The sequence below is a fragment of the Lysinibacillus sp. NPDC094403 genome, assembly GCF_050278745.1.
Lineage (GTDB): Bacteria > Bacillota > Bacilli > Bacillales_A > Planococcaceae > Lysinibacillus.
Window position 1 is genome coordinate 383360 of sequence record NZ_JBNNTL010000001.1, and the last position, 21558, is coordinate 404917.

Consider the following 21558-nt stretch of genomic DNA (forward strand, 5'->3'; position numbering starts at 1 on the left):
AAAACGCTAGTCCTTTATTTTATTAATGGACTAGCGTTTCTTATTAGATAGAGTGGATTGTTGCAAAGTATGGTTCTTGACCGTGACGGAAGTAGGTTAATAGATAGCCGTTTTTTTGTACAATTTTGCCTTTTGAGAAATTTTGATAATCTATATGATGCGGAATAATGAGCGTATGTTTAAACAACTCTTTTTCAGATAGATTGAAGCTGGCGAATTCCTCACCTGCAATTGCAGGGTTTTCACGTAAAGCATTATAAAGTGCTTTTTGCTGCTCCTCTGTAGGGCGTTCCTTCCACCATAATTTACGTGGTTGGAATTGCTGTGCCACTAAATAATCCAGTTGCATTAGACTTTTAATGATATTTAAATTAGCACTTTCTACAGTTTCTAAAAACATTAATAAACGACGGAATAAATCCTCAAGCTGATGTCCGATACGCGACCAACCTTTTGTTTCCCAATAAGTACCGAAATTTTGGAAGAAATCAAATGGTGTTTCAAACACTTCAGTTACTAAGTATTCAATCGTATGATCCATACGGTGATCGTTCCAGTATTTCTCAAGTACATCCTCTGCATGTTTAATGCGTACGATATCATCAAATGTTAAGACATTGTTTGAGAAAATCTCGTAAGGAGATAGGTCCACATACGTATATCCGAATTTTTCAGCCTCTAGACGAAGGCCAGTACCGCGCAGAAGTTTAAGGAATCCAAGCTGTAATTCTTCTGGTCGCATTGCGAAAACATCATTAAAGGTTTGACGGAAGCTTGCATAATCTTCCTCTGGTAAACCAGCGATTAAATCTAAATGCTGATCAATTTTTCCACCTTCCTTGACCATCGTCACTGTACGCGTTAGTTTTTCAAAGTTTTGACGGCGCTGTACAAGAGTATTTGTTAAATCATTCGTTGACTGAACACCTATTTCAAAACGGAAAATACCTTTTGGTGCGTTATCATTTAAAAACTGGATAACCTCAGGACGCATAATATCTGCGGTAATTTCAAATTGGAATACAACCCCTGGCTTATGCTCATCGATTAAAAACTGGAACATTTCCATGGCATAGCTGCGACTTATATTAAATGTACGGTCAACAAACTTAATAGTACGCGCACCATTGTCCATCAAGAATCGAATATCTTCTTTTATTTTTTCACGGTTAAAATAACGAACCCCTACTTCAATAGAAGATAAACAAAATTGACAGCTAAATGGACAGCCTCGACTTGTTTCAATATATTGAATTCGTTTGCTTAGATGAGGAAGGTCCTCCTCATAACGAAATGGACTTGGCAATTCACGTAAATCTATTTTTGGTGCTTGTGCGTGAATGCGTACTTTACCATCCTCCAAGTAGCAAATCCCTGGAACATCGTCTAATGCAATTTCTCCATGCAAATAGCGTAATAACTGTTTAAAGGAAGTTTCTCCTTCGCCCATAACAATGAAATCAACCTCTTCAATTCTACGTAACCAATGGTGGGCATCGTAAGAAACTTCAGGTCCTCCGAGCAAAATTTTAACATTTGGACAGACAGTTTTTAACATCTTGATGACGTGAATGGTTTCTTTAATATTCCAAATATAACAACTAAATCCTACGATATCAGGTTTTTTTTGAAACAAATCTGATACAATATTAAAAGCAGGATCTTTTATTGTATATTCTGCAATTATTGGATTAAATTCTGGTAAAGCTGCACCTTTTAAATAACGCAATGCTAAATTTGTGTGAATATACTTTGCGTTTAAAGTAGTTAAAATAGTATTCATGCAATAATCTTCCTTTCAATTTCTAATTGTAACAGTCAAGTAGCTGTCATACAATATAATCCTTTTTACCTATTTATTTTGTGAACAGTTCGTGAAATAATTTTAAATACTTAAATTTACTAAATTTTGTAATAATAGAATCGTGCAATCATAGATTATAGTAAGGGCTCAAAATTCGAATAAGGGGTTTTTTACTCTTTTGAAAGGTTCGGTGAGAAAGTTGAAGCAAAATGATATTAATCAATGTTTTGGAAACCTTATGACAAGTACTTCGTCACCAACACTTATTCTTAATAAAGCAGGGAAAATTTTGAACGTGAATGAGGCTGCTATTAACCTTTTTAACCTCACTTCAACGTATATTGGCTATTTAACTATGGACGAGCCATCTAATTTAAATTGGGCGAAATTCGTCAAACAATTAGAAAGTGATTTGAGATCAGAAGAAATCTTCAATATTCAAACAGCTGGAAACGAGTTTGAAATGATGTCTTTCAAATGTTTTTATGATCCAAACACAGAAGAAATTGTTGCGCAAATTTCAACGTTAAATAATGACATAGCTCATGAATTATATGTTAGTCAAGAGCAGGAGAGATCACAATCTTTCAATGCTTATGATCACTTACCGTACGCCGTTATTGTAAGTGACGCTAGCGGGATAATTCTTGGGCTAAATAAGTATGCCGAAATGTATTTAAAAATAGAAAAGTCACAGCTTCTTCATAAGGCACATCAACATATATTTGATGCATTCACATTGAAGAAAGGTCAAATTACAACATACCTTTCTAAACTGATGGGTGAAAAACATGCAAATATTCATGTAGTTGATGAAACACAAGTTAGCAGAACTTGCTATTATGAAATTTCGAGTATCTTTGATGAATATAACAATATTATTGTCACAGTCATTAATGATGAAACAGAAAAGAAACAACTTCAACATAAAGTGGAACATCAGCAAGCTTTAAATGTTGTCGGTCAAATGGCCGCAAGTATAGCCCATGAAATTCGTAATCCATTAACTTCTTTAAAGGGCTTTACCGAATTATTAAAGCTAAATGCCGATGAAGAGTCACGCATGTATTTATCTGTCATTGATAGTGAACTTCAACGTATGGAACAAATTTTATCCGAGCTTTTAGTATTGTCCAAGCCAACAAGTACGAAAGTGGAATTATTAGAGTTAAACAACATTGTGAAGCAAGTGATTGAGTTTATGCTTCCAGATGCACTTATGAAAAATATTATGATTCAATACATCTCTCCTTCTACCCAAGTATACATTGGTGGCAATGAGAATCGCTTAAAGCAAGTATTCATGAATCTTATTAAAAATGCGATGGAATCCATGAATAATGGTGGAACTATCACAGTGGAAATGAATGTTATTGACTGTGCGATTGTAGAACTAATGATTAAAGACGAAGGTGTCGGTATGGACAGTGCTACCCTTCAAAACTTATTCCAACCTTTTTACACGACGAAATCAACAGGGACAGGACTAGGCCTTGCTTTCGTGAAAAAGGTGATTGAAGAGCATGAAGGAGTAATAGGTGTGGATAGTGAATTACAGAAGGGGACATGCTTCCACTTACAATTCCCAATTTACACATTTAATCAGATGGATACAATAGAGGTATCCACGAAAGATCCTGCTTATTTAGTAACATAAAAATAGTTATAATGATAACATAAACCACCATGAAAGGCTCAAATTAAATATTGCTTTTGACAACGCTTTTCTAATATCGCTATAATGGCATGTATAAAGAGCGAATTGAGAGGAAAAGGATATGACGTCAGAAGATTTAAAGCAATCTTTAAAATTATACATTGTATTATCACGTGCACATAAAGCAATTAATGAGACGACTCATCAATTTTTTCAAGAGAATGGATTAAACCCTACTGAATTTGCTGTCTTAGAGCTTCTTTATCATAAAGGAAGACAGCCATTACAGCAAATTGGCAATAAAATTTTGCTAGCTAGTGGGTCTATTACGTATGTCATTGACAAACTTGAAAAAAGAGGTTATTTATTACGTGTCTCTTGTCCATCAGATCGCCGTGTTACTTATGCAGAAATTACGGATAAAGGTGAAGCATTTATGGGAGAACTATTTCCAAAACATGAACAGCATTTACATGAATTGATGAGTGTGCTATCTGTTGAAGAAAAAGATCAAGCTATCACTTTATTAAAAAAGTTAGGCCTATCTATTAAGGATTTGTCTTATTAAAAAGAGTTGTCTCAATGAATTTGAGGCAACTTTTTTACTTTGGCAAGTTGTCGCTAATGTGGGGGCGAGGCTAATTGTATCACTTTCTTGAAAGCCCCTTCCTTAATCACGTTTAACGCCCTCATGAACGCCCCTAGCCGCTCTATCGGACAAATCCATCCAGTCAGAATGGAAATCTCCCTCACGGTATGGTATAAGCCTTTAAAATAAAAAAGACTGTAGAGCAAAAAGTTTGTCTACAGTCCTATTTGAATAACTATTTTTTAGAAATAGTTGCTGCCATTTTAAGCATAGCATCAGTTAAATCAAGTTCTTTGTTATCGTGAATTGTTAGTTTTGTAATTAAACCGTCTTTTTCAAAAACAACGCCGATTACTTTTTCTGGATCAAAGTTTACAACAAAGCCGTCAATGTTTTTTACATCTTTAAATGCAGATAAATCTTCAGAAGATAAAGCTGATGTTTCACCAACAGCATTCATATAATCTTGCATAGATGTTTTTGCATCTTCGTAGCTTGATTGTGATGCATCAATAGTTTCGATACGCATAAATACTTCAGAATTTTCTTTAGAAACTAACATGTCTTTACCTGGTTCTTCTTGGGTAAGCGTAAATCCAGGTAGTTGTTGCATTTTATAGTCTTGTTTAGCACTTTTAGATTCTGTAGCTTTTTCAGTTTTGTCTACACCTTTTTGTACATATTTAACTTCTGGTTCTTTTTTAGTTGCATTGTCTTTATTTGTTTCATTTGATGTAGGCGTTTCTTGCGATTTATCTACAGCTTTATCCTCAGATGATGGTTGTTGCTGTTGTTCAGTCTGGGCATTTGATGGCTCATTTTTTTGAGCATCAGAATCTTCTGTTTTATCAGAAGTATTACATCCTACGACTAAAACCGATGTTAGTAATAATGCAGGTATAGAAAATAATTTTTTTTGCATGAAAAGCCCTCCTTTTCCTAATTAAACGTTGGTAAAGATAAAATGTTTCCAAATTTTAATGTTATCATGTTAAAGGTAACACTAAAAATAATAATAGTACAAAAACTACATGGGCTACAATAACAAGGGGCATACTTTTACGCCATTCATATAACAAGCCCCAAATAAGACTTGTTACAAGTGCAGCAATCATACCAAGTATAAAGCCGCTTATTGCAATGGAGATTGCACATAAAATCGCAGCTACAATGACAGCAAAAGTAGGACGCATAAAGCGTTTTAGTTGTTGCTGAACATAGCCACGCCAAAAGAGCTCTTCACCAATAGCAATAATGAATACGAGGAAAATATAGTGCCAAATATTTTGTGGGCCATAATTTGCTAGAAATTTTTGTACTGATTGTACTAAAGAATCATTAATGTATGGTGCAAGCCAATAGCCAAAGCGTATAATACCGTATGTTATTGTACCGTATCCAATACCGAAGAGTAAAAATTTCCAGGTAGGTAACTGATCTTCAATTTTACTAGCCAAAATTGCAATTGCAATACATACAAGCAAAGTAAAAGCATAAAGGTACCAAAATACAGCTGGGTTAGCAAAGGTAAAAGCAAGCATGCCGTAAACGAATAATAAAGAAAGGAGTAATATTATTGTTTGTTTCGAATTTGTAAGCATCATTCGACCTCCATGCTTATAATATTATCAAAAAAAAAGCCCCTTATCATCTATTAAGACAAATAGGGACTATTCAGACTATTAAGCTTTATTTGTATATAAAATTTTGTAACGTTTATGGTTGACGACCGTTTTTTCTTCAATTTCAAGAGAATCGAAATTCTCCATGTATGTTAAATCAACGATCACCGAATTTTCATTTACTTTTTCGACTATACCTTGTAAACCATCTTTAAACTCGATAATATTTCCAACTTCAGCTATTTTCACAGACAGTCAGCTCCTTCATCGACTAATAATATACAGTTTGCATGAAAAAATGGGAAACGTAAAGCTTTTTTTAAATAATTCATAATTTATTACACAAAATTCTGAAAAGAAAGGAATAGAATAAATGGAAAAATACGAAAACATGATTAAACAATTACAAAGTGGGGAATTAGAAAGTATAGAGATAGAAAAGGAACAATTTTATGAGTTTCGAGAAGTACTTGTAAAACATCCTTTATTTAAACATTTTAGAGGTGAGGCCAAACAAAATGGACGCGTAATCTATACTTATCAGGAAATTCCAAGAAGCTAATTTGTCGAACATTGTCGTAAGTTAATGCTGTAAGAAATGAAATATAAATGTATAATAATGGTATGATTATTTGTGTGTGGAGGGTTTAATGAATGGTCAATCTACTCTTGAAACAAATGGAACAAACTCGTGAGATGATGATTCGCTCAGGTGTAGAGAACGGGTTACAAAATGCGAAAACCATTCAACTGAGTCGCAGATTAGATCAGTTAATGAATACTTATTATAGACAAACAGCATTTGAAGAAGAAGAATATCAAGAAGATTGAAAGAATGTTCCAGTATCCAGAGAATAAACTTTTTAAAATAATATGTTTAAAAGGAATTTGATGGGGAAATACTTATTATGAACACAGCAACATTCTCATTTCCCCCTTTAGAGCAGTGATACCCCATCATCTGCTCTCTTTTTTTTTTCATTTAGCAAATGTTTTTATGTAGCGAAAGCTAAAGCCTCTGAAAGTGATTTACTCGTATATATGCAGCGCATAAGAATTTTAGTACAAATTAATAAGAGGAGTTTGAATTATCGCACTTATTCAACTACACTGAAAGATACAAATAAGTGCTAATGATTGATTATCTAAAAAATGTTGCGAGAATCAATCGATGGCCTTTATAACAAAGGAGTATTTACATATGGGAAAAGAGCGAATTGCATTTATCGGTACAGGTGTTATGGGAGCTAGTATTATCAAGCATTTATTACAAAATGGTCATGAGGTAACAGTTTATACACGCACAAGGGAGAAGGCGGAGCCACTTTTAGCTTTAGGTGCTGCTTGGGCAAGTACACCAGCAGAGGCATTAAAAAATACGGAAATGGCTTTTACGATGGTTGGATACCCTGCGGATGTAGAGGAAGTTTATTTTGGAGATAATGGTTTATTTCAAACAGCTGAATCCGGCAATATCGTTATTGATATGACTACTTCCGAACCGACATTGGCAAAGAGAATTTTTGAGCATGCCCAAAAGCTTGGAGTAGAAGCGCTAGATGCACCTGTTTCTGGAGGAGATATCGGTGCTCAAAATGGGACATTATCAATTATGGTTGGAGGAAGCCGTGCTGCATTCAATAAAGTTTTATCAGTCATGAAACATTTTGGTGAAAATATTGTTTATCAAGGTGAAGCTGGTGCAGGACAGCATGCTAAAATGTGTAATCAGATCGTTATTGCTTCTGGAATGATTGGTGTGTGTGAGTCACTGGCTTACGGTTTAAAGGCAGGTCTTGATTTACCAACAGTATTGCAATCTATTTCGTCTGGTGCAGCAGGCTCTTGGTCGTTAAGTAATTTAGCACCCCGTATGATAAAAGAAGATTACGCGCCAGGTTTTTATATAAAGCATTTTGTAAAGGATATGAAAATTGCATTAGACGAATCTAACAAAATGGGGATAACATTACCAGGCCTAGCACTTGCTTATGATATGTACGAAAAGCTAATGGAAGAGGGCTATGGTGAAAACGGTACACAGGCACTTTTAAAGGCTTATCAATAAAAGTTAATACTCTAGAAAACTGAAGAATTTTAAATTTTAAGAAGCCCGAAGTATCATCTTTTGGAAGGATGAATACTTCGGGTTTTCATATATCTTCATTCAGTAGAAGACTCTCACCTATGATGGTTGTGAGTTTAATGCGGATGTGAATCCTAATGTGTCCAAACATCAACTGAATGAAGATAAAGCCTCCGGCGGATGTCACAGATTTTGAAAGGAATGAATTGTGCAGGCACAATTTTATATCTGGACGCAATTACGCCAAAACTTTTTGATAAAGAAGCAGCTCACTAACACACAGAAAATAGCAAGCTACGAAGCATCACTCTTTATCAAAAAGTTTTGCATCTAAAGAAAAACTAGATGCCCCTGCAAGTGCAAAGTAGAAAGCAATTGCAGCTAAAGCTAAGTCTAATTCATATCCAGCTAAGCCGTTTGCGCCGATAAAGCCAACGCTAAGCTTCGCTGTAAAAATGGCAACAATCATTGTCACTGTCAATAAAGCGCCAAAAAGTCTTGTACCTAAGCCTAAAATAATTGCTACACCACCGACTAGTTCTATAATGGCTACAATATAAGCCATAAAGCCTGGAATACCAATGGCATCAAAATAATCAGCTGTGAAGCCAATACCACCTTGAAACTTTTGAAATCCGTGAGCTGCAAAAATAATGCCAAGTACCACACGTAAAATAGTTGAACCGATATTTTGCATAGTTTAATAAACTCCTTTCGTTTTTACTTACATTTCGTAACTTAGTTTATTTTTAAAAACAACTTTTGTCAAGTAACTAAATTTTATTTTCGAAACTAATTTTCGAAAAAATGATATACTGTTATATAAGAACGAAATACTAAGGAGGCAAATAAATTGGATCAAAAAAATATTTGTCCACGATTTGAAAAGGCGCTAAAAATCTTAAATCATAGCTGGAACACCCTGCTTATTTATCAGTTATTAGAAGGTCCTCAACGATACTCAACAATTAAAAATCAGGTGGGTATTAGCAGTCGTGTGTTGACGGAGAGATTAAAAGAATTAGAAATCGAGAACATTGTGAAACGCACTGTTATACCATCAACACCAGTAGTGATTGAATATGAGCTAACAGAAAAAGGACATGCACTTGCGCCGGTCCTTAAAGCCATTGAACAATGGTCTTCTATGTGGGTGAATTTAGAAGAATAGCACAAAGGATATCCAAGCGAGGGGGCTTGGATATCTTTTTTATTATGAAGAAAGAGAAGATTCGTTCATTTTAGAGTGTTAGTTAAATAAAAACGATTGTATATTGTAAATAGTATTAATTTTCTATAAATAAAGGGTATTTTTTAATACAAAAGTGAATTTATTTAATAATATAGAGAATGGGGAGGAGGGTTTTATGAAGCGGAATTCAGTAGTAGACGCACAGCATCGGAGTCAGTTAGCTCTTTATTTATCATTGCCAATTTTATCGTGGGCATTTTATGATTTTGCGAATACCATATTTTCTTCAAATATTAATACTATATTTTTCCCGTTTTATATGGACGAGGTTTTAGGGACGAATGAGGTAATGCAGCAGGTGGCAAGTACGTTTATTTCTTATGCTAATGCCATTGCAAGCTTTTTCCTCGTTGTTTTTTCACCACTTTTTGGTGTATGGATTGATAATACGGGTTATAAAAAGAGATTTATAGTGTGGTTTGCATCTATCTCCATCTTCTTCACCTTTATGATGGGTGTTTTTGCGAATCTACAGACATCAACAAATTATTCAGGTGTGCCACTTAGTTTATTTTTAGTTGTAGCTAGTTTTATCATCGCAAAATTTTTCTTTAATTCAAGTTTAGTATTCTATGATTCAATGATGGGAGATTTAGGGACAAAAGAGGAAATGCCCCTTATTTCTGGCTATGGGGTAGCGATTGGTTATCTTGGAACAATTTTAGGACTACTTGTTTATTTGTATGTAGGAAACAGTGATTTCCATCGAGCATTTATTCCAACTGCCATTTTATATTTATTATTTTCTTTGCCATTATTTTTTATAAATAAAGATACACCTATTCCAACGTCTCAGAGAAAGTCTATTAAATTTCTAGATGGCTATAAGGAAATTGTTCAAACTTTTAAGGATATGAAGCAATATAAAGCCATTTTCACTTTTATGATTGCTTATTTCTTTTTAAATGATGCAATTGCAACAACGATTGCAATGATGGCTGTATATGCAACAGCGACTGTAGGCTTTACTTCAGGTCAATTTATCGTGCTTTATTTAGTATCTACTGTTTCGACTATTATTGGCTCGTTTTCATTTGGCTATATTACAAAAGCTATGGGAGCCAAGCGTGCAATCACCGTGGTGGCGATTTTAATGATTGTTGCTTTATCATTTGCAGTCTTTGCGACAGAGCAATGGATGTTCTGGCTTGCTGGTAGTATGTTTGGCATATCACTAGGATCAATGTGGGTAACATCTAGAACATATATTATTGAATTGTCTCCAGAAGAAAAACGGGGTCAGTTTTTTGGCTTATTTGCATTTTCGGGTAAAGTATCCTCGATTATTGGGCCAGCAGTCTATGGAACGGTTACATTATGGATGAGAGATTATGGAACGTTAGCAAGTCGTTTTGCCTTATCGACATTAATTGTGATGACTGTAATTGGCCTATTAGTACATTTAAAGGTCAATGACTCAAAAGTTGGAGATGATATTTGTTAAAAATGTGCCTTGTCTATAAGTTGATTGGAGTGGAGACTGGGTGACTCCTTGGGGAAAAGCAATAGGGGAGTGAAGGCTAAAAGCATCACGTCCTGTGAAAACACCTTCGTGACCAACATCCTGTCGCTGCGCGAAAGCGAAGCGGCAGCGATAAAAGCACCCAGTCGGAACGGAAATCAACCCAAGTTATGCTTGAGGTAAATCAATGAAAAAATTGGGAAAAGCGAGTAGGAGAAATGTATTGCCTATGATACAATTGAATTATAAATTGAAGATAGAAAGAAAGGAGCGGGGTTGCTTTGGAACATAAAGGTATATTATTAGAAAGTGGCACAAATGAGCTAGAAATTGTTGAATTTGAAGTAGCTAACAATAAATTTGGGATTAACGTTATTAAAGTGAAGGAAATAATTCAACCGATTCCAGTAACATTTATTCCACACGCTCACCCGCATGTAGAAGGGATAATTCAATTACGAGGTGAGGTTTTACCAGTAGTTGATATGCTCCGAGTATTAGGTATTCAAAATACAGAGCGTAATTCTCAGCAAAAATATATTGTAGCTGAGTTCAATAAACAGCGCGTAGTATTCCATGTAGATAATGTAACGCAGATTCACCGTATTTCTTGGAATCAAATCGAGAAACCTTCTGATATGTATCAAGGAGGAACATCACAAGTCATAGGTGTTATTAAGCAAAATGAGCAAATGATTTTATTGCTTGATTTCGAAAGAATTATGGTAGATATTAATCCGGATTCGGGTATTAGTGTAGAATCTGTTAAAAAGCTTGGTAAACGTGAGCGCTCTGAAAAACGAATTTTAATTGCTGAAGATTCACCATTACTTCGAAAACTCTTATTCGATACTATGAATGAAGCAGGTTATGAGAATGTTGAATTCTTTGAAAACGGTAGTGATGCTTATGAATACCTAGAATCCATCATCAAAAGTGGTAGCAATGTAGCTGAACATATTCAATTAGTTGTGACGGACATTGAAATGCCACAAATGGATGGACATCATTTAACACGTAAAATTAAGGAACATCCAGATCTTCAAAAGCTCCCTGTCATTATTTTCTCAAGCTTAATTACGGATGATCTTCGTCATAAAGGTGATCAAGTAGGTGCAGAGGATCAAATTAGTAAGCCAGAAATTGCGGAGCTTATTTTACGAATAGATCAACTTATTTTATAAAATACAGTTTTAATAAAGATAAAGTTGGAAAAGGTACTTCACAATATTAATAATGGGTATCCTGAAAGTATATTAATAATTTTAAGAAAGTCGGATGCTTCTGTTAGGCACCGACTTTTTTGTATAGATAAATGATGCTAGGAACAAAATAATAAGGTTCTATTTGTTGGGGTCATTTTTGATATGAAGATAAATATCCATAACTGGTTAGCTAAGAGCTCGCAGGTTTGTAACGACAAATCGAGCAGGCTAAGCAGTCCGTCGACGAAAAGGGACCGGATTGTTTGAGTATCTACACATTGTGGCTCGCTTAAACATATGATACAGAACCAATAACAATATGCTGTACGCGTTAAGGAAGTGATTATTTGAATGAATTAAAAACCGCTATCATCGATATTGGCTCAAACACTATTCGATTAGTATTGTATAAATACGATAAAGAAGAGGGACTTCGTGAGATTGGGAATATTAAAACGGTAGCACGTTTACGTACATATTTACAGCCATCAGGTGAAATGTCTGAAGAAGGTATACAAGTATTAACAGAAACATTATTGACTTTTAAAGCAATGCTCGATGATTTTGAAGTGACTGATGTTAAAGCTGCTGCAACAGCTGCAATCCGTCAGGCGACAAATAGAGAAAATATTATTACCTTAATGAAAGAACGGACAGGCATTCAAATAGAGCTTTTATCAGAAGAAGAAGAGGCATATTATGGCTTTGTTGCTGTAGCGCATTCAATGGGTACGAAATCCGCTGTAACTATCGACATTGGCGGTGGTAGTACAGAAATAACGCTTTTTAAAAATAAAGAACTACAGAAATCTTATAGTTTTCCTTTTGGTACAGTTTCTTTAAAGCAACGCTTTGTAAAGGGCGACATTCTGAATAGTAGTGAAAAAAAGGAACTCATTGCATTTATCAAAGAACAGTTCAAATCACTTCCATGGATTCAGGATATAGGTTTACCGATTATCGCTATTGGTGGTAGTGCTCGGAATATTGCTCAAATTCATCAACAAAAGAATGCATTTCCAATCGCGAGTGTACATGGCTACGAAATGACGAAGCAAAATTTAGAAGAGCTTAGTGTATTTTTAGATAATTTAAGCTTTAATGAATTAAAACAATTAGATGGGCTTTCAGTGGATCGTGCGGATATCATCGTCCCTGCATTAGAGGTTTTTAATGTGTTAATGGAGGTTGTTGGCAGTAAATTGTTCCAAATAACAAAGAAGGGTTTGCGAGAAGGACTCATTATACAGCGTATTTTGCAAACAGATAAAAGTGCTTTTGATAAGTACAATGTGATGGAGGGAAACGTTAAAAGATTGGCTCGTCAGTATGGTCGAACTGAAGAAGAAGTGGACTACTTGATGAATTTAATGGATCAATTGTACCGTGAATGTTGTAATCTTGGGTATTTACAACATAATCCTAAAGATTTGCAATTATTAACGAAAGCGGCAAATGTTTTTAATATAGGAGAGTATATTGAGTTAAGTTCGGCGAGTCAGCATACCTTTTATTTAATTGCGAACCAATCTATTGATGGGCTAAATCATAAGGAGCGCTTAAAATTAGCCCTTTTAGCTTCGTATAAAAATAAAGATTATTATCAACGCTTTGCTGCTCCGTTTACAGAATGGATGAGTCGTGAAGAGTATCGTAAAATACGAGACTTTGGCGCAATTTTAAAATTTGTTTATTCGTTAAATGTATCTAAAAGAAAGATTGTATATGCCATTAAGATGCATACAAAAGAAGATTATGTACAGCTTAGCATCTATGTGAAACACAATGTGGCCGCTGAAAAATATCAAGCAGATCGACATAAAAAACATCTAGAACGCGCACTAAAGATACCTATAAAAATTAACTTTATTGAAGAAGGGTTGGACAATTATGACAACTGAAGTCACGAATAATCAGTTACTTGAAGAGGGATTAACAGAAACACAAAGTCGATTACTAGAGGAAATCGCTAAGCCGCAATACTATAATAATCGTGAATTGAGCTGGCTAGCCTTTAATGAACGAGTTTTGGAGGAAGCAGAGGATGTCAATAATCCTCTGCTAGAACGACTGAAATTTTTAGCAATATTTAGCTCGAATTTAGATGAGTTTTTCATGGTGCGTGTTGCAGGTCTACAAGATCAGGTACGAGCAGGTTTCCATAAGCCTGAAAATAAGTCAGGCTTAACACCAAAAGAGCAATTAGCGAAAATTGCAGAGCGAACTCAGGCATTAGTGCGCCGACAAACTGAAGTTTACAGACATTTAATATATGATTTATTACCACAACATAATGTACATATTGCAGACATGAAAGACTTAAATAGTACGCAAAAAGCATTTGTCAATGAAATGTTTGCAGAAACCATCTTCCCTGTTTTAACACCTGTAGCTGTAGATGCATATCGTCCTTTCCCAACTTTGCTTGGTAAAACATTAAATTTACTTGTTTTATTAGAGCAAGATGACGCAGACTTAGAAAATCGTGAAAAGGTAGCAATTGTCCAAGTTCCATCTGTCTTAGATCGTTATATTAAAGTACCATCAGCAGACGGAGAGACAGTTATTGTCTTACTAGAAGACGTAATTGTAGCACATATAGAAAAGCTCTTTTATGGTTACAGTGTTAAATCAGCACAGGCTTTCCGTTTGACACGTAATGCGGATTTAACGATTCATGAGGAAGGTGCAAGAGATTTACTTGTAGAAATCGAAAAAGAGCTGAAAAAACGTAAATGGGGTGTAGGCAGTCGCTTAGAAGTTCGTGAGGGCGAAATGAGTGAGGAAGTTCTTCAATACTTACTAGATGAATTTGAAATTGAAGAAACAGATGTCTTTCATATAGATGGACCGCTAGATTTAACTTTTATGTTCTCGTTTGTAAAAGGCATATCTGTTGGCCGAGAACATTTAGAATATGAAAGCTTTATCCCGCAACCACCATTAGATTTGCAATCGGATGAAAATATTTTTGAAAAAGCACTACAACAAGATATTTTTTTCCATCATCCATATGAGTCGTTTGCGCCAATCGTAGATTTTATCTCAGAAGCGGCCGTTAATCCGAACGTTTTAGCAATCAAACAAACATTATATCGTGTAAGTGGTAATTCACCCATTATACAAGCGTTAAAGCTTGCAGCAGAAAATGGAAAACAGGTAACCGTTTTAGTTGAATTGAAAGCACGTTTTGATGAAGAAAATAATGTGCATTGGGCAAAGCAACTTGAGCAAGCTGGATGTCTTGTCATTTACGGTATGAATAACTTAAAAACACACTCAAAAATAACGCTTGTTGTAAGTCGGCGAAATGGAAAAATTGAGCGTTTTGTACATCTTGGAACCGGGAATTATAATGATGCAACTGCCAAAATTTATACAGACATGGGTATAATAACGTCAGATAAGGAATTTGGCATTGATGCCACTAACTTCTTTAACTATTTAAGCGGTTATACAGAAAAGCCAACTTTTAATCATTTAGTCGTGGCGCCGTTTGATATTCGAGATGAATTTATTAGGTTAATGGATGAGGAAATTGCTTGTCACAAGAAGCATGGTAATGGTTTTATACGAGCTAAAATGAATTCACTAACGGACAAAGATTTAATGATGAAGTTGTATGAAGCGTCTATTGCAGGTGTGAAAGTAGAGCTTATCATTCGTGGTATTTGTTGCATTAGACCAGGCATCCCTGGGATTAGTGAAAACATAAAAGTAACGAGTATTGTTGGTCGTTTCCTTGAGCATTCTCGTATTTATTGGTTCCATCATAATGGAGAAAATAAAGTATACTTATCTTCCGCAGATATGATGACTCGTAATATGATTAAACGTGTAGAGATTTTATTCCCTGTATATGCAAGCGAAGCAAAAGCTCGTATTATTAACATCATGAATACACAACTTGAGGATACAGCAAAAGCTCGTATTCAAGACTCCAATGGAAAATATCATTACAAAGAGTTTGATCGTAGTGAAGATCCAATTAATAGTCAGGAAATATTCCTAAAGGATGCACTAAAGCCTACGCTAGACGAAGAATAAAGCAAACACGCTACTTAGTGAGGGATATAATGAAAAAATATAAAAAGAATGTAGCGCAATTTGCAGACTATCATCAAATCATACAACTTAATCCATTTGATGCAGTCGTATGTTTGAGAAAAGTTGATACAAAAGCGTTTGAAATCGTTAATTTTAACGATAAGCTACCGTCATTAATTAAGCTACAAGATGTGAAAGCCACCAACGCAGAACATTTTTTTACGGAGCAATGCTGGCTACAATTATCGAATATATTACAACAAGAATTAAATATAGACCAAAGTCTAAAGGAATGTACGGAGCACAAAGTAAAATCATTTGTTGTGTGTGTACAGCCCTTAGAAAACGAAGTTGTAGCAGTTATTCTACGTGAAAAGCAGAATGAAGTAGAACCGTATTTGCAATTTGTGGAACAGCATGTAAGTCCGGTAGTAACAACTGATTTACAAGGTCGCATTATTCACCAAAACGTTGTTGCCACTTCTCTTTTATCAAAAGAACATCAAAGCTTGATAGGACAAAATATTTTTTCATTATTAGAGAGTAAGTATATCAACGAATTTAAATTATTATTTGCAAAAACAATTGAGGGCTCAGCATTTGGTATGCCCCAATGCCTGTTTAAACGTCAATTGCTAAGTAAAGAACCATTTTATTTAAGAACGCATCCAACGTACTTTAATGGTGAAATTATAGGTGTACATTTATTTGTGAAAGACGCCAATTCATTTATGAATGATCATGAGGCCTTTTATTACCTAGCACTAATGGATGAATTAACGGGTATTTGGAATCGCAAGGCTTTTAAGGAGCATTGGCTTCAGCATTTAAATGATAAAAAGCATAATAAGCAAGCAGCTATTATTTTAGTGGATATTGATCGCTTTAAAAAGTTTAATGAATCCCTTGGTGAAAGTAAGGGAGATGAACTTATGCGAATGTTTAGTCATAGACTTCGTGAGCTTTGTTACTCCAAATGCTCGCTTTATCGTTATAATAGCGATGAATTTATTTTTGTTCTAAAAGATGCAACCGTCAACAAAATTGAACATACGGCTAACGCTATTTTAGACGCATTAAAACAGCCATTCATGATTGATGGACAGGAATATTTTATTAGCGTGTCTATTGGTATCTCACTTAGTCCAGCAGATGGCAAGGATTTAGAAACCCTTGTACGTAAAGCAGATAAAGCATTATTTTCTGTAAAAGAGCATGGGCGTTCACACTTCCGTTACTATCGTGAAGATATGACCACTATTTTTCCAAATGAGGCGCTAATGGAGGCCCATTTACGCCGTGCTATTGAATTTAATGAGCTCAGTATTCATTTACAGCCACAAATGGATTTAACGAATAACAGCATAAATAGCTTTGAGGCGTTATTACGATGGAATAATCGAAAATTTGGCTTTGTATCTCCTGCGCAGTTTATACCTATTGCAGAGGCATCAGGCTTAATAATTGAAATCGGGGATTGGATTATTGACGAGGTATGTCGCTATCAAGAGGAGTGGCAGATGAAGGGCTATCGACCGGTACGAATTGCCATCAATATTTCACCAAAACAATTTAGAAAAGAAAACTTTGCTCGAAAGATTAAAGCAGCCTTGAAAAAATATAATATACCACCAGAATTATTAGAGGTGGAAATTACCGAAAGCTCCATGACTAATGTCCATGAAACATTTTCAATTTTAACCGAATTGAAGCAACTAGGTGTTTATGTTTCAGTTGATGATTTTGGAACTGGCTATTCATCTTTAAGCTATTTAAAGCGTTACCCGATAGACATTATAAAAATTGATCAATCATTTATAGCTGATATTACGAAAGATGATAAAAATGAGGCAATTATTAAGGCCATTATTTCAATGTCCCATAACTTGGGATTAGAGGTCATTGCTGAGGGGATCGAGGAACCATCACAGGTTGATTTCCTAAAACGCCATCGATGCCAAAAAGGGCAAGGCTATTTATATAACAAGCCATTACCCGTAGAAACCATTGTTAATAAATATTTTGTTAGCTAATGAAAACTGATTAAGTAGCACTTCATCATGAATTGGATGAAGTGCTACTTTTTTTAGAATTTAGAGAGATATCTAAGCAAAATGAGGGCATAACCTGATCACTTCACCGTTCAAGCCGATCAAAAAAGGGGCCGACCTGATCACTTCTATGTACTACCCGATCAAAAAGTGGCCGACCTGATCACTTCACCGTTCAAGCCGATCAAAAAAGGGCCAAACCGGATCATATCTCCTAGCTACTCGATCGAATAGTGGCTGTACCCGAGCGGTTCTCCCGTCAATCCGAACGAACGGAGTTACAACCGGAACAGAAAAGGACTACACCCGAGCGTATGCAGTTTCCACCTGAACAAACCCTTCTAAAATGAGCTATTTATTTTCTGCTTTCAATCCATCTAACACAATAGCTGTAAATTGCGCCATTTCCGCGGATAAATCGAAGTCTTCATTATGGATTAACCAATCATAGACATTTGCACGCATACAACGTTGAATAATAGCCTGCATTTGAGAAACCTGCAAATCTTGACGAAATTCTCCAAGTCGAATGCCTTCCTCTATATAAGAATTAATGATTTGAAATATTTTTCTTTGTGGATTTATTAAATAATGATCTTGCTCCACTTGACTTGTCATTGCTGCAGTATAGACTGTACGCATTAAATCCTTTCCAATAATGTTTGTTAAATACATCATTTGCTCTTTATAAAGTGTTAGAATTTTTTCGCTTGCTGGCAAAGAAGAGTCTATATTTTTTTCCACAGTGCTATAAAAACTATCAAGTTCCTTAAATTTTTCTAAAATAACATCGTACTTAGATGGAAAATGAGTGTAAAACGTTCCCTTCGATACATTACATACTTTAGTAATTTGTTCAACAGACACATGCTCGAAGCCATATTCATTAAATAAGTCTAATGATGCTCTGAGTAATTTCTCACGTGTTTCTAATGCTTTTTTTTGACGGCTCGTTAATGAATTCATATTCTCATATTCCTCCGAATTAAATATATTAAGATGTTCTTGTGAAAAAATCTGAAAATATAAAAATTTTGATTGACGATATGGAATTAATTTGATTATGATTTAAATGACTGAAGTCAATGACTGTGGTCATTCAGATTTTCTCGTACTAATGTTACGATAAAAGACTAGAGTTGGCTAGTGTGCATTGGATTTTCAAGAAAGAATGATATGTCTGTAACTTATTTAAATCTAAAAAATGACAACTTTAAAGGAGGACAAGAAATATGACAACGGCACATGAGGTTAAAACATTAACACATTTCATTGGTGGAGAACTTGTTGAAGGAAAAAGTAGTCGCTTTGGTTCTGTATACAATCCAACTACTGGTGAGGTCATTGCAAAGGTGCCACTTGCAACGGTAAAAGAAACTCGGGAGGCAATTGATAAGGCACAGGCAGCTTTTCCACAATGGCGTGATACGTCAGTAGCTAAGCGTGCAGAGGTCGTATTAAAATTCCGTAACCTTATTACTGAAAATATGGAGGAGCTTTTACAAATTATATGTAAAGAAAGCGGTAAAACAATCGAGGATGCAAAAGGTGAAATTACACGAGGTTTGGAGTCTGTTGACTTAGCTATCAGTGCGCCTCATTTAATGAAGGGAGAGTATTCAGTCAATGTTGGCGGTGACATTAATGCCTACTCTGCTAAATATCCATTAGGTGTTGTAGCGGCCATTTCGCCATTTAACTTCCCAATCATGGTCCCTTTAGCGCAAACAAGTATGGCAATTGCTGTTGGTAATGCAGTTATTTTAAAAGCTTCCGAACGTGTTCCTATGACTGCCTTATATGTTAGTGAGCTTTGGAAAAAGGCTGGGTTACCAGATGGTATTTGGACGGTAGTAAATGGGGATAAAGATGCAGTTAATGAACTATTAGAAAACCCGAGTGTGCAAGCAATTTCATTTGTTGGATCGACACCTGTTGCCAAATATATTTATGAAACAGGTTCGAAATACGGTAAACGTGTCACAGCCCTTGGTGGAGGGAAAAACAATATGGTTGTTATGCCAGATGCAGATCTTGACCAGGTAGCAAATGCATTTATCGGAGCAGCATATGGAGCAGCCTCTCAACGTTGTATGGCCATCTCTACGATCATGCCTGTTGGAAAGGATACAGCAGATCGTCTTGTTGAGATCTTAAAGGAGAAAATCGCTAATTTGAAGGTAGGCTCATATACAAATCCAGAAACAGATTTTGGCCCTGTCATTTCACAGCAATCGAAGGAAGCGATTATTTCGGCGATCAATCGAGGAGAGTCTGAAGGCGCAACAATTGTTTGTGATGGCCGTGAACTTGATATTGTCAAAGAGTCAAAAGGATTCTTCGTAGGACCAACACTGCTAGATAACGTAAAACCAGGCATGGAAATTTATGAACAAGAAATATTCGGCCCTGCTCGAAATGTTGTACGTGTGAATTCATTGGACGAAGCCATCCAACTTATTAATAAGCATGAGCTCGGAAATGGAGTAACAATCTTTACGAATGACGGTTTAGCAGCTCGTAAATTTACTACAGAAATCGATGTTGGTATGGTTGGCGTGAATGTCCCAATTCCAATCCCAGTAGGCTACCATAACTTTGCTGGATTTAAAGGTTCTCGTTTTGGAGAAGGGCATATGTTTGGGCCCGATCAGGCACGCTTCTTCACAAAAACAAAAACAATATCAGAGCGTTGGATGGCAGGTCAAGCATCAACAGCATCTACGTTTGCATTCCCAAGTAATAACGACTAGTTCAAATGAAGAGCTGTATTCTTTTACAGCTCTCAGCTTGTCGACAAAAGAAAAAATATAAAATAATGTATGTCAATAAACAAAGGCTGATTTTTACTCTGAGTTGGCGCTTTCCGCGGGCTTGACTTCAATATCCTCGTTGCAGGCTCATCCCGCAGGAGTCGCCACTCTCCTTGAAAAAATCAACTGTTTCTCATAGGACGATACTCGGAAACATATTATTCTCAGGAGAAATATAGGAGGGGTTTTGCGTGAAAGGAAAAACAGTTTTTATTACAGGAGCAGCCCGTGGTATCGGTTTATCCATGGCACTAGCGTTTGCTGAGCAGGGAGCGAATGTAGTTATAACAGATATTAATGAACAGCTTTTAGCGGAGGTAATTAAACACAATCCGCAATTAACTGCATACACATGTGATGTTACAGATGAACAAGCAATTCATGATGCGATTGACTTTACTGTTAAAAAGTTTAATGTCATAGATATTTTAATCAACAACGCAGGGTTTCAGCATGTTTCTCTTATAGAGGATTTCGCGACAGAAATCTTCGAATCCATGCAAAAAGTGATGCTTGTTGCACCTTTTATAGCAATGAAATATGCGTTACCACATATGAAGAAGAATAAATTTGGACGCATTATTAATATGGCATCCATTAATGGTGTTATTGGGTTTGCAGGTAAGGCTGGATACAATGCTGCCAAACATGGGCTTATCGGTTTAACGAAAGTGGCGGCGCTAGAGGTTGCAACTGAGGGGATAACAGTTAATGCGATTTGTCCAGGGTATGTCGATACAGAATTAGTACGTAATCAGTTTACGGATTTGGCAAAGACAAGAGGCATTCAAGTAGAGGAAGTGCTCGAGCAGGTGCTTTATCCACTCGTTCCTCAAAAACGCTTACTGGATGTATCAGAAATTACAGGACTTGCGCTTTATTTAGCTAGTGACATGGCAAAAGGATTAACAGGTCAAGCCATTATTTTGGATGGCGGTTATACAGCACAATAGCAAAGGCTAAGGGGGAT

The 21558-nt window shown here is 35.8% G+C and carries 19 protein-coding genes; 13 read left to right on the forward strand and 6 right to left on the reverse strand.

Annotated elements, in window-relative coordinates:
* Positions 1-43: 43 nt before the first annotated feature.
* On the reverse strand, positions 44-1783 hold the full coding sequence (locus ACQKMV_RS01665) for a B12-binding domain-containing radical SAM protein (RefSeq protein WP_427502103.1): 1740 nt from the start codon (positions 1781-1783) through the stop codon (positions 44-46).
* Between the two features lie 211 nt (positions 1784-1994).
* Here ACQKMV_RS01665 and ACQKMV_RS01670 point away from each other — a divergent pair, with 211 nt between their 5' ends.
* Positions 1995-3461, forward strand: a complete 1467-nt coding sequence (locus ACQKMV_RS01670; RefSeq protein WP_427502493.1) for a PAS domain-containing sensor histidine kinase — start codon at positions 1995-1997, stop codon at positions 3459-3461.
* Between the two features lie 121 nt (positions 3462-3582).
* Positions 3583-4029, forward strand: a complete 447-nt coding sequence (locus ACQKMV_RS01675; protein ID WP_427423582.1) for a MarR family winged helix-turn-helix transcriptional regulator — start codon at positions 3583-3585, stop codon at positions 4027-4029.
* A gap of 256 nt (positions 4030-4285) precedes the next feature.
* Here the strand turns inward: ACQKMV_RS01675 and ACQKMV_RS01680 are convergent, their stop codons facing one another.
* From ACQKMV_RS01680 to ACQKMV_RS01690, 3 genes are all read right to left on the reverse strand, one after another.
* Positions 4286-4972, reverse strand: coding sequence for a hypothetical protein (locus tag ACQKMV_RS01680; RefSeq protein ID WP_427502104.1), 687 nt, complete (start codon positions 4970-4972; stop codon positions 4286-4288).
* Between the two features lie 64 nt (positions 4973-5036).
* Positions 5037-5651: a CPBP family intramembrane glutamic endopeptidase gene (locus ACQKMV_RS01685; protein WP_427502105.1), complete on the reverse strand. Its 615-nt coding sequence runs from the start codon at positions 5649-5651 to the stop codon at positions 5037-5039.
* 81 nt (positions 5652-5732) lie between these two features.
* Entirely contained in the window at positions 5733-5921 is a 189-nt protein-coding gene (locus ACQKMV_RS01690; RefSeq protein WP_285400261.1) for a YkvS family protein, read from the reverse strand.
* 124 nt (positions 5922-6045) lie between these two features.
* Between ACQKMV_RS01690 and ACQKMV_RS01695 the strand changes: the two genes are divergently transcribed.
* The 3 genes from ACQKMV_RS01695 (at position 6046) to ACQKMV_RS01705 (ending at position 7740) form a co-directional block, all read left to right on the forward strand.
* On the forward strand, positions 6046-6234 hold the full coding sequence (locus tag ACQKMV_RS01695; RefSeq protein WP_427502106.1) for a hypothetical protein: 189 nt from the start codon (positions 6046-6048) through the stop codon (positions 6232-6234).
* Positions 6235-6326: 92 nt separating this feature from the next.
* Positions 6327-6503 (forward strand): Spo0E family sporulation regulatory protein-aspartic acid phosphatase, encoded by a 177-nt coding sequence (locus tag ACQKMV_RS01700; protein ID WP_427502107.1) that lies wholly within the window; start codon positions 6327-6329, stop codon positions 6501-6503.
* Positions 6504-6873: 370 nt separating this feature from the next.
* Complete coding sequence (locus ACQKMV_RS01705) at positions 6874-7740, forward strand: NAD(P)-dependent oxidoreductase (protein WP_427502108.1); 867 nt, start codon at positions 6874-6876, stop codon at positions 7738-7740.
* A 322-nt stretch (positions 7741-8062) separates the two neighbouring features.
* Here ACQKMV_RS01705 and ACQKMV_RS01710 read toward each other — a convergent pair whose 3' ends face one another.
* Positions 8063-8455: a DoxX family protein gene (locus tag ACQKMV_RS01710; protein WP_427502109.1), complete on the reverse strand. Its 393-nt coding sequence runs from the start codon at positions 8453-8455 to the stop codon at positions 8063-8065.
* A 156-nt stretch (positions 8456-8611) separates the two neighbouring features.
* Between ACQKMV_RS01710 and ACQKMV_RS01715 the strand changes: the two genes are divergently transcribed.
* From ACQKMV_RS01715 to ACQKMV_RS01740, 6 genes are all read left to right on the forward strand, one after another.
* A complete protein-coding gene (locus tag ACQKMV_RS01715; protein ID WP_427502110.1) occupies positions 8612-8929 on the forward strand; it encodes a winged helix-turn-helix transcriptional regulator in 318 nt (105 codons plus the stop codon).
* Between the two features lie 196 nt (positions 8930-9125).
* Entirely contained in the window at positions 9126-10454 is a 1329-nt protein-coding gene (locus ACQKMV_RS01720; protein ID WP_427502111.1) for an MFS transporter, read from the forward strand.
* 299 nt (positions 10455-10753) lie between these two features.
* Entirely contained in the window at positions 10754-11656 is a 903-nt protein-coding gene (locus ACQKMV_RS01725) for a chemotaxis protein (protein ID WP_427502112.1), read from the forward strand.
* Positions 11657-12024: 368 nt separating this feature from the next.
* Positions 12025-13578, forward strand: a complete 1554-nt coding sequence (locus ACQKMV_RS01730; protein ID WP_427502113.1) for a Ppx/GppA family phosphatase — start codon at positions 12025-12027, stop codon at positions 13576-13578.
* Positions 13568-15724: an RNA degradosome polyphosphate kinase gene (locus ACQKMV_RS01735; RefSeq protein ID WP_427502114.1), complete on the forward strand. Its 2157-nt coding sequence runs from the start codon at positions 13568-13570 to the stop codon at positions 15722-15724. The genes ACQKMV_RS01730 and ACQKMV_RS01735 overlap by 11 nt, the downstream gene beginning before the upstream one ends.
* Positions 15725-15753: 29 nt before the next feature.
* Positions 15754-17757, forward strand: a complete 2004-nt coding sequence (locus ACQKMV_RS01740; protein ID WP_427502115.1) for an EAL domain-containing protein — start codon at positions 15754-15756, stop codon at positions 17755-17757.
* A 369-nt stretch (positions 17758-18126) separates the two neighbouring features.
* On the opposite strand, the gene ACQKMV_RS01745 is transcribed toward ACQKMV_RS01740, so the two are convergent.
* Positions 18127-18741, reverse strand: coding sequence for a TetR/AcrR family transcriptional regulator (locus ACQKMV_RS01745; protein ID WP_427502116.1), 615 nt, complete (start codon positions 18739-18741; stop codon positions 18127-18129).
* 266 nt (positions 18742-19007) lie between these two features.
* Here ACQKMV_RS01745 and ACQKMV_RS01750 point away from each other — a divergent pair, with 266 nt between their 5' ends.
* The gene (locus ACQKMV_RS01750) at positions 19008-20528 is read left to right on the forward strand and encodes a CoA-acylating methylmalonate-semialdehyde dehydrogenase (RefSeq protein ID WP_427502117.1); all 1521 of its coding nucleotides are present in this window, start codon (positions 19008-19010) and stop codon (positions 20526-20528) included.
* Between the two features lie 251 nt (positions 20529-20779).
* Entirely contained in the window at positions 20780-21541 is a 762-nt protein-coding gene (locus ACQKMV_RS01755) for a 3-hydroxybutyrate dehydrogenase (RefSeq protein ID WP_427502118.1), read from the forward strand.
* The last annotated feature ends 17 nt before the right edge of the window (positions 21542-21558 follow it).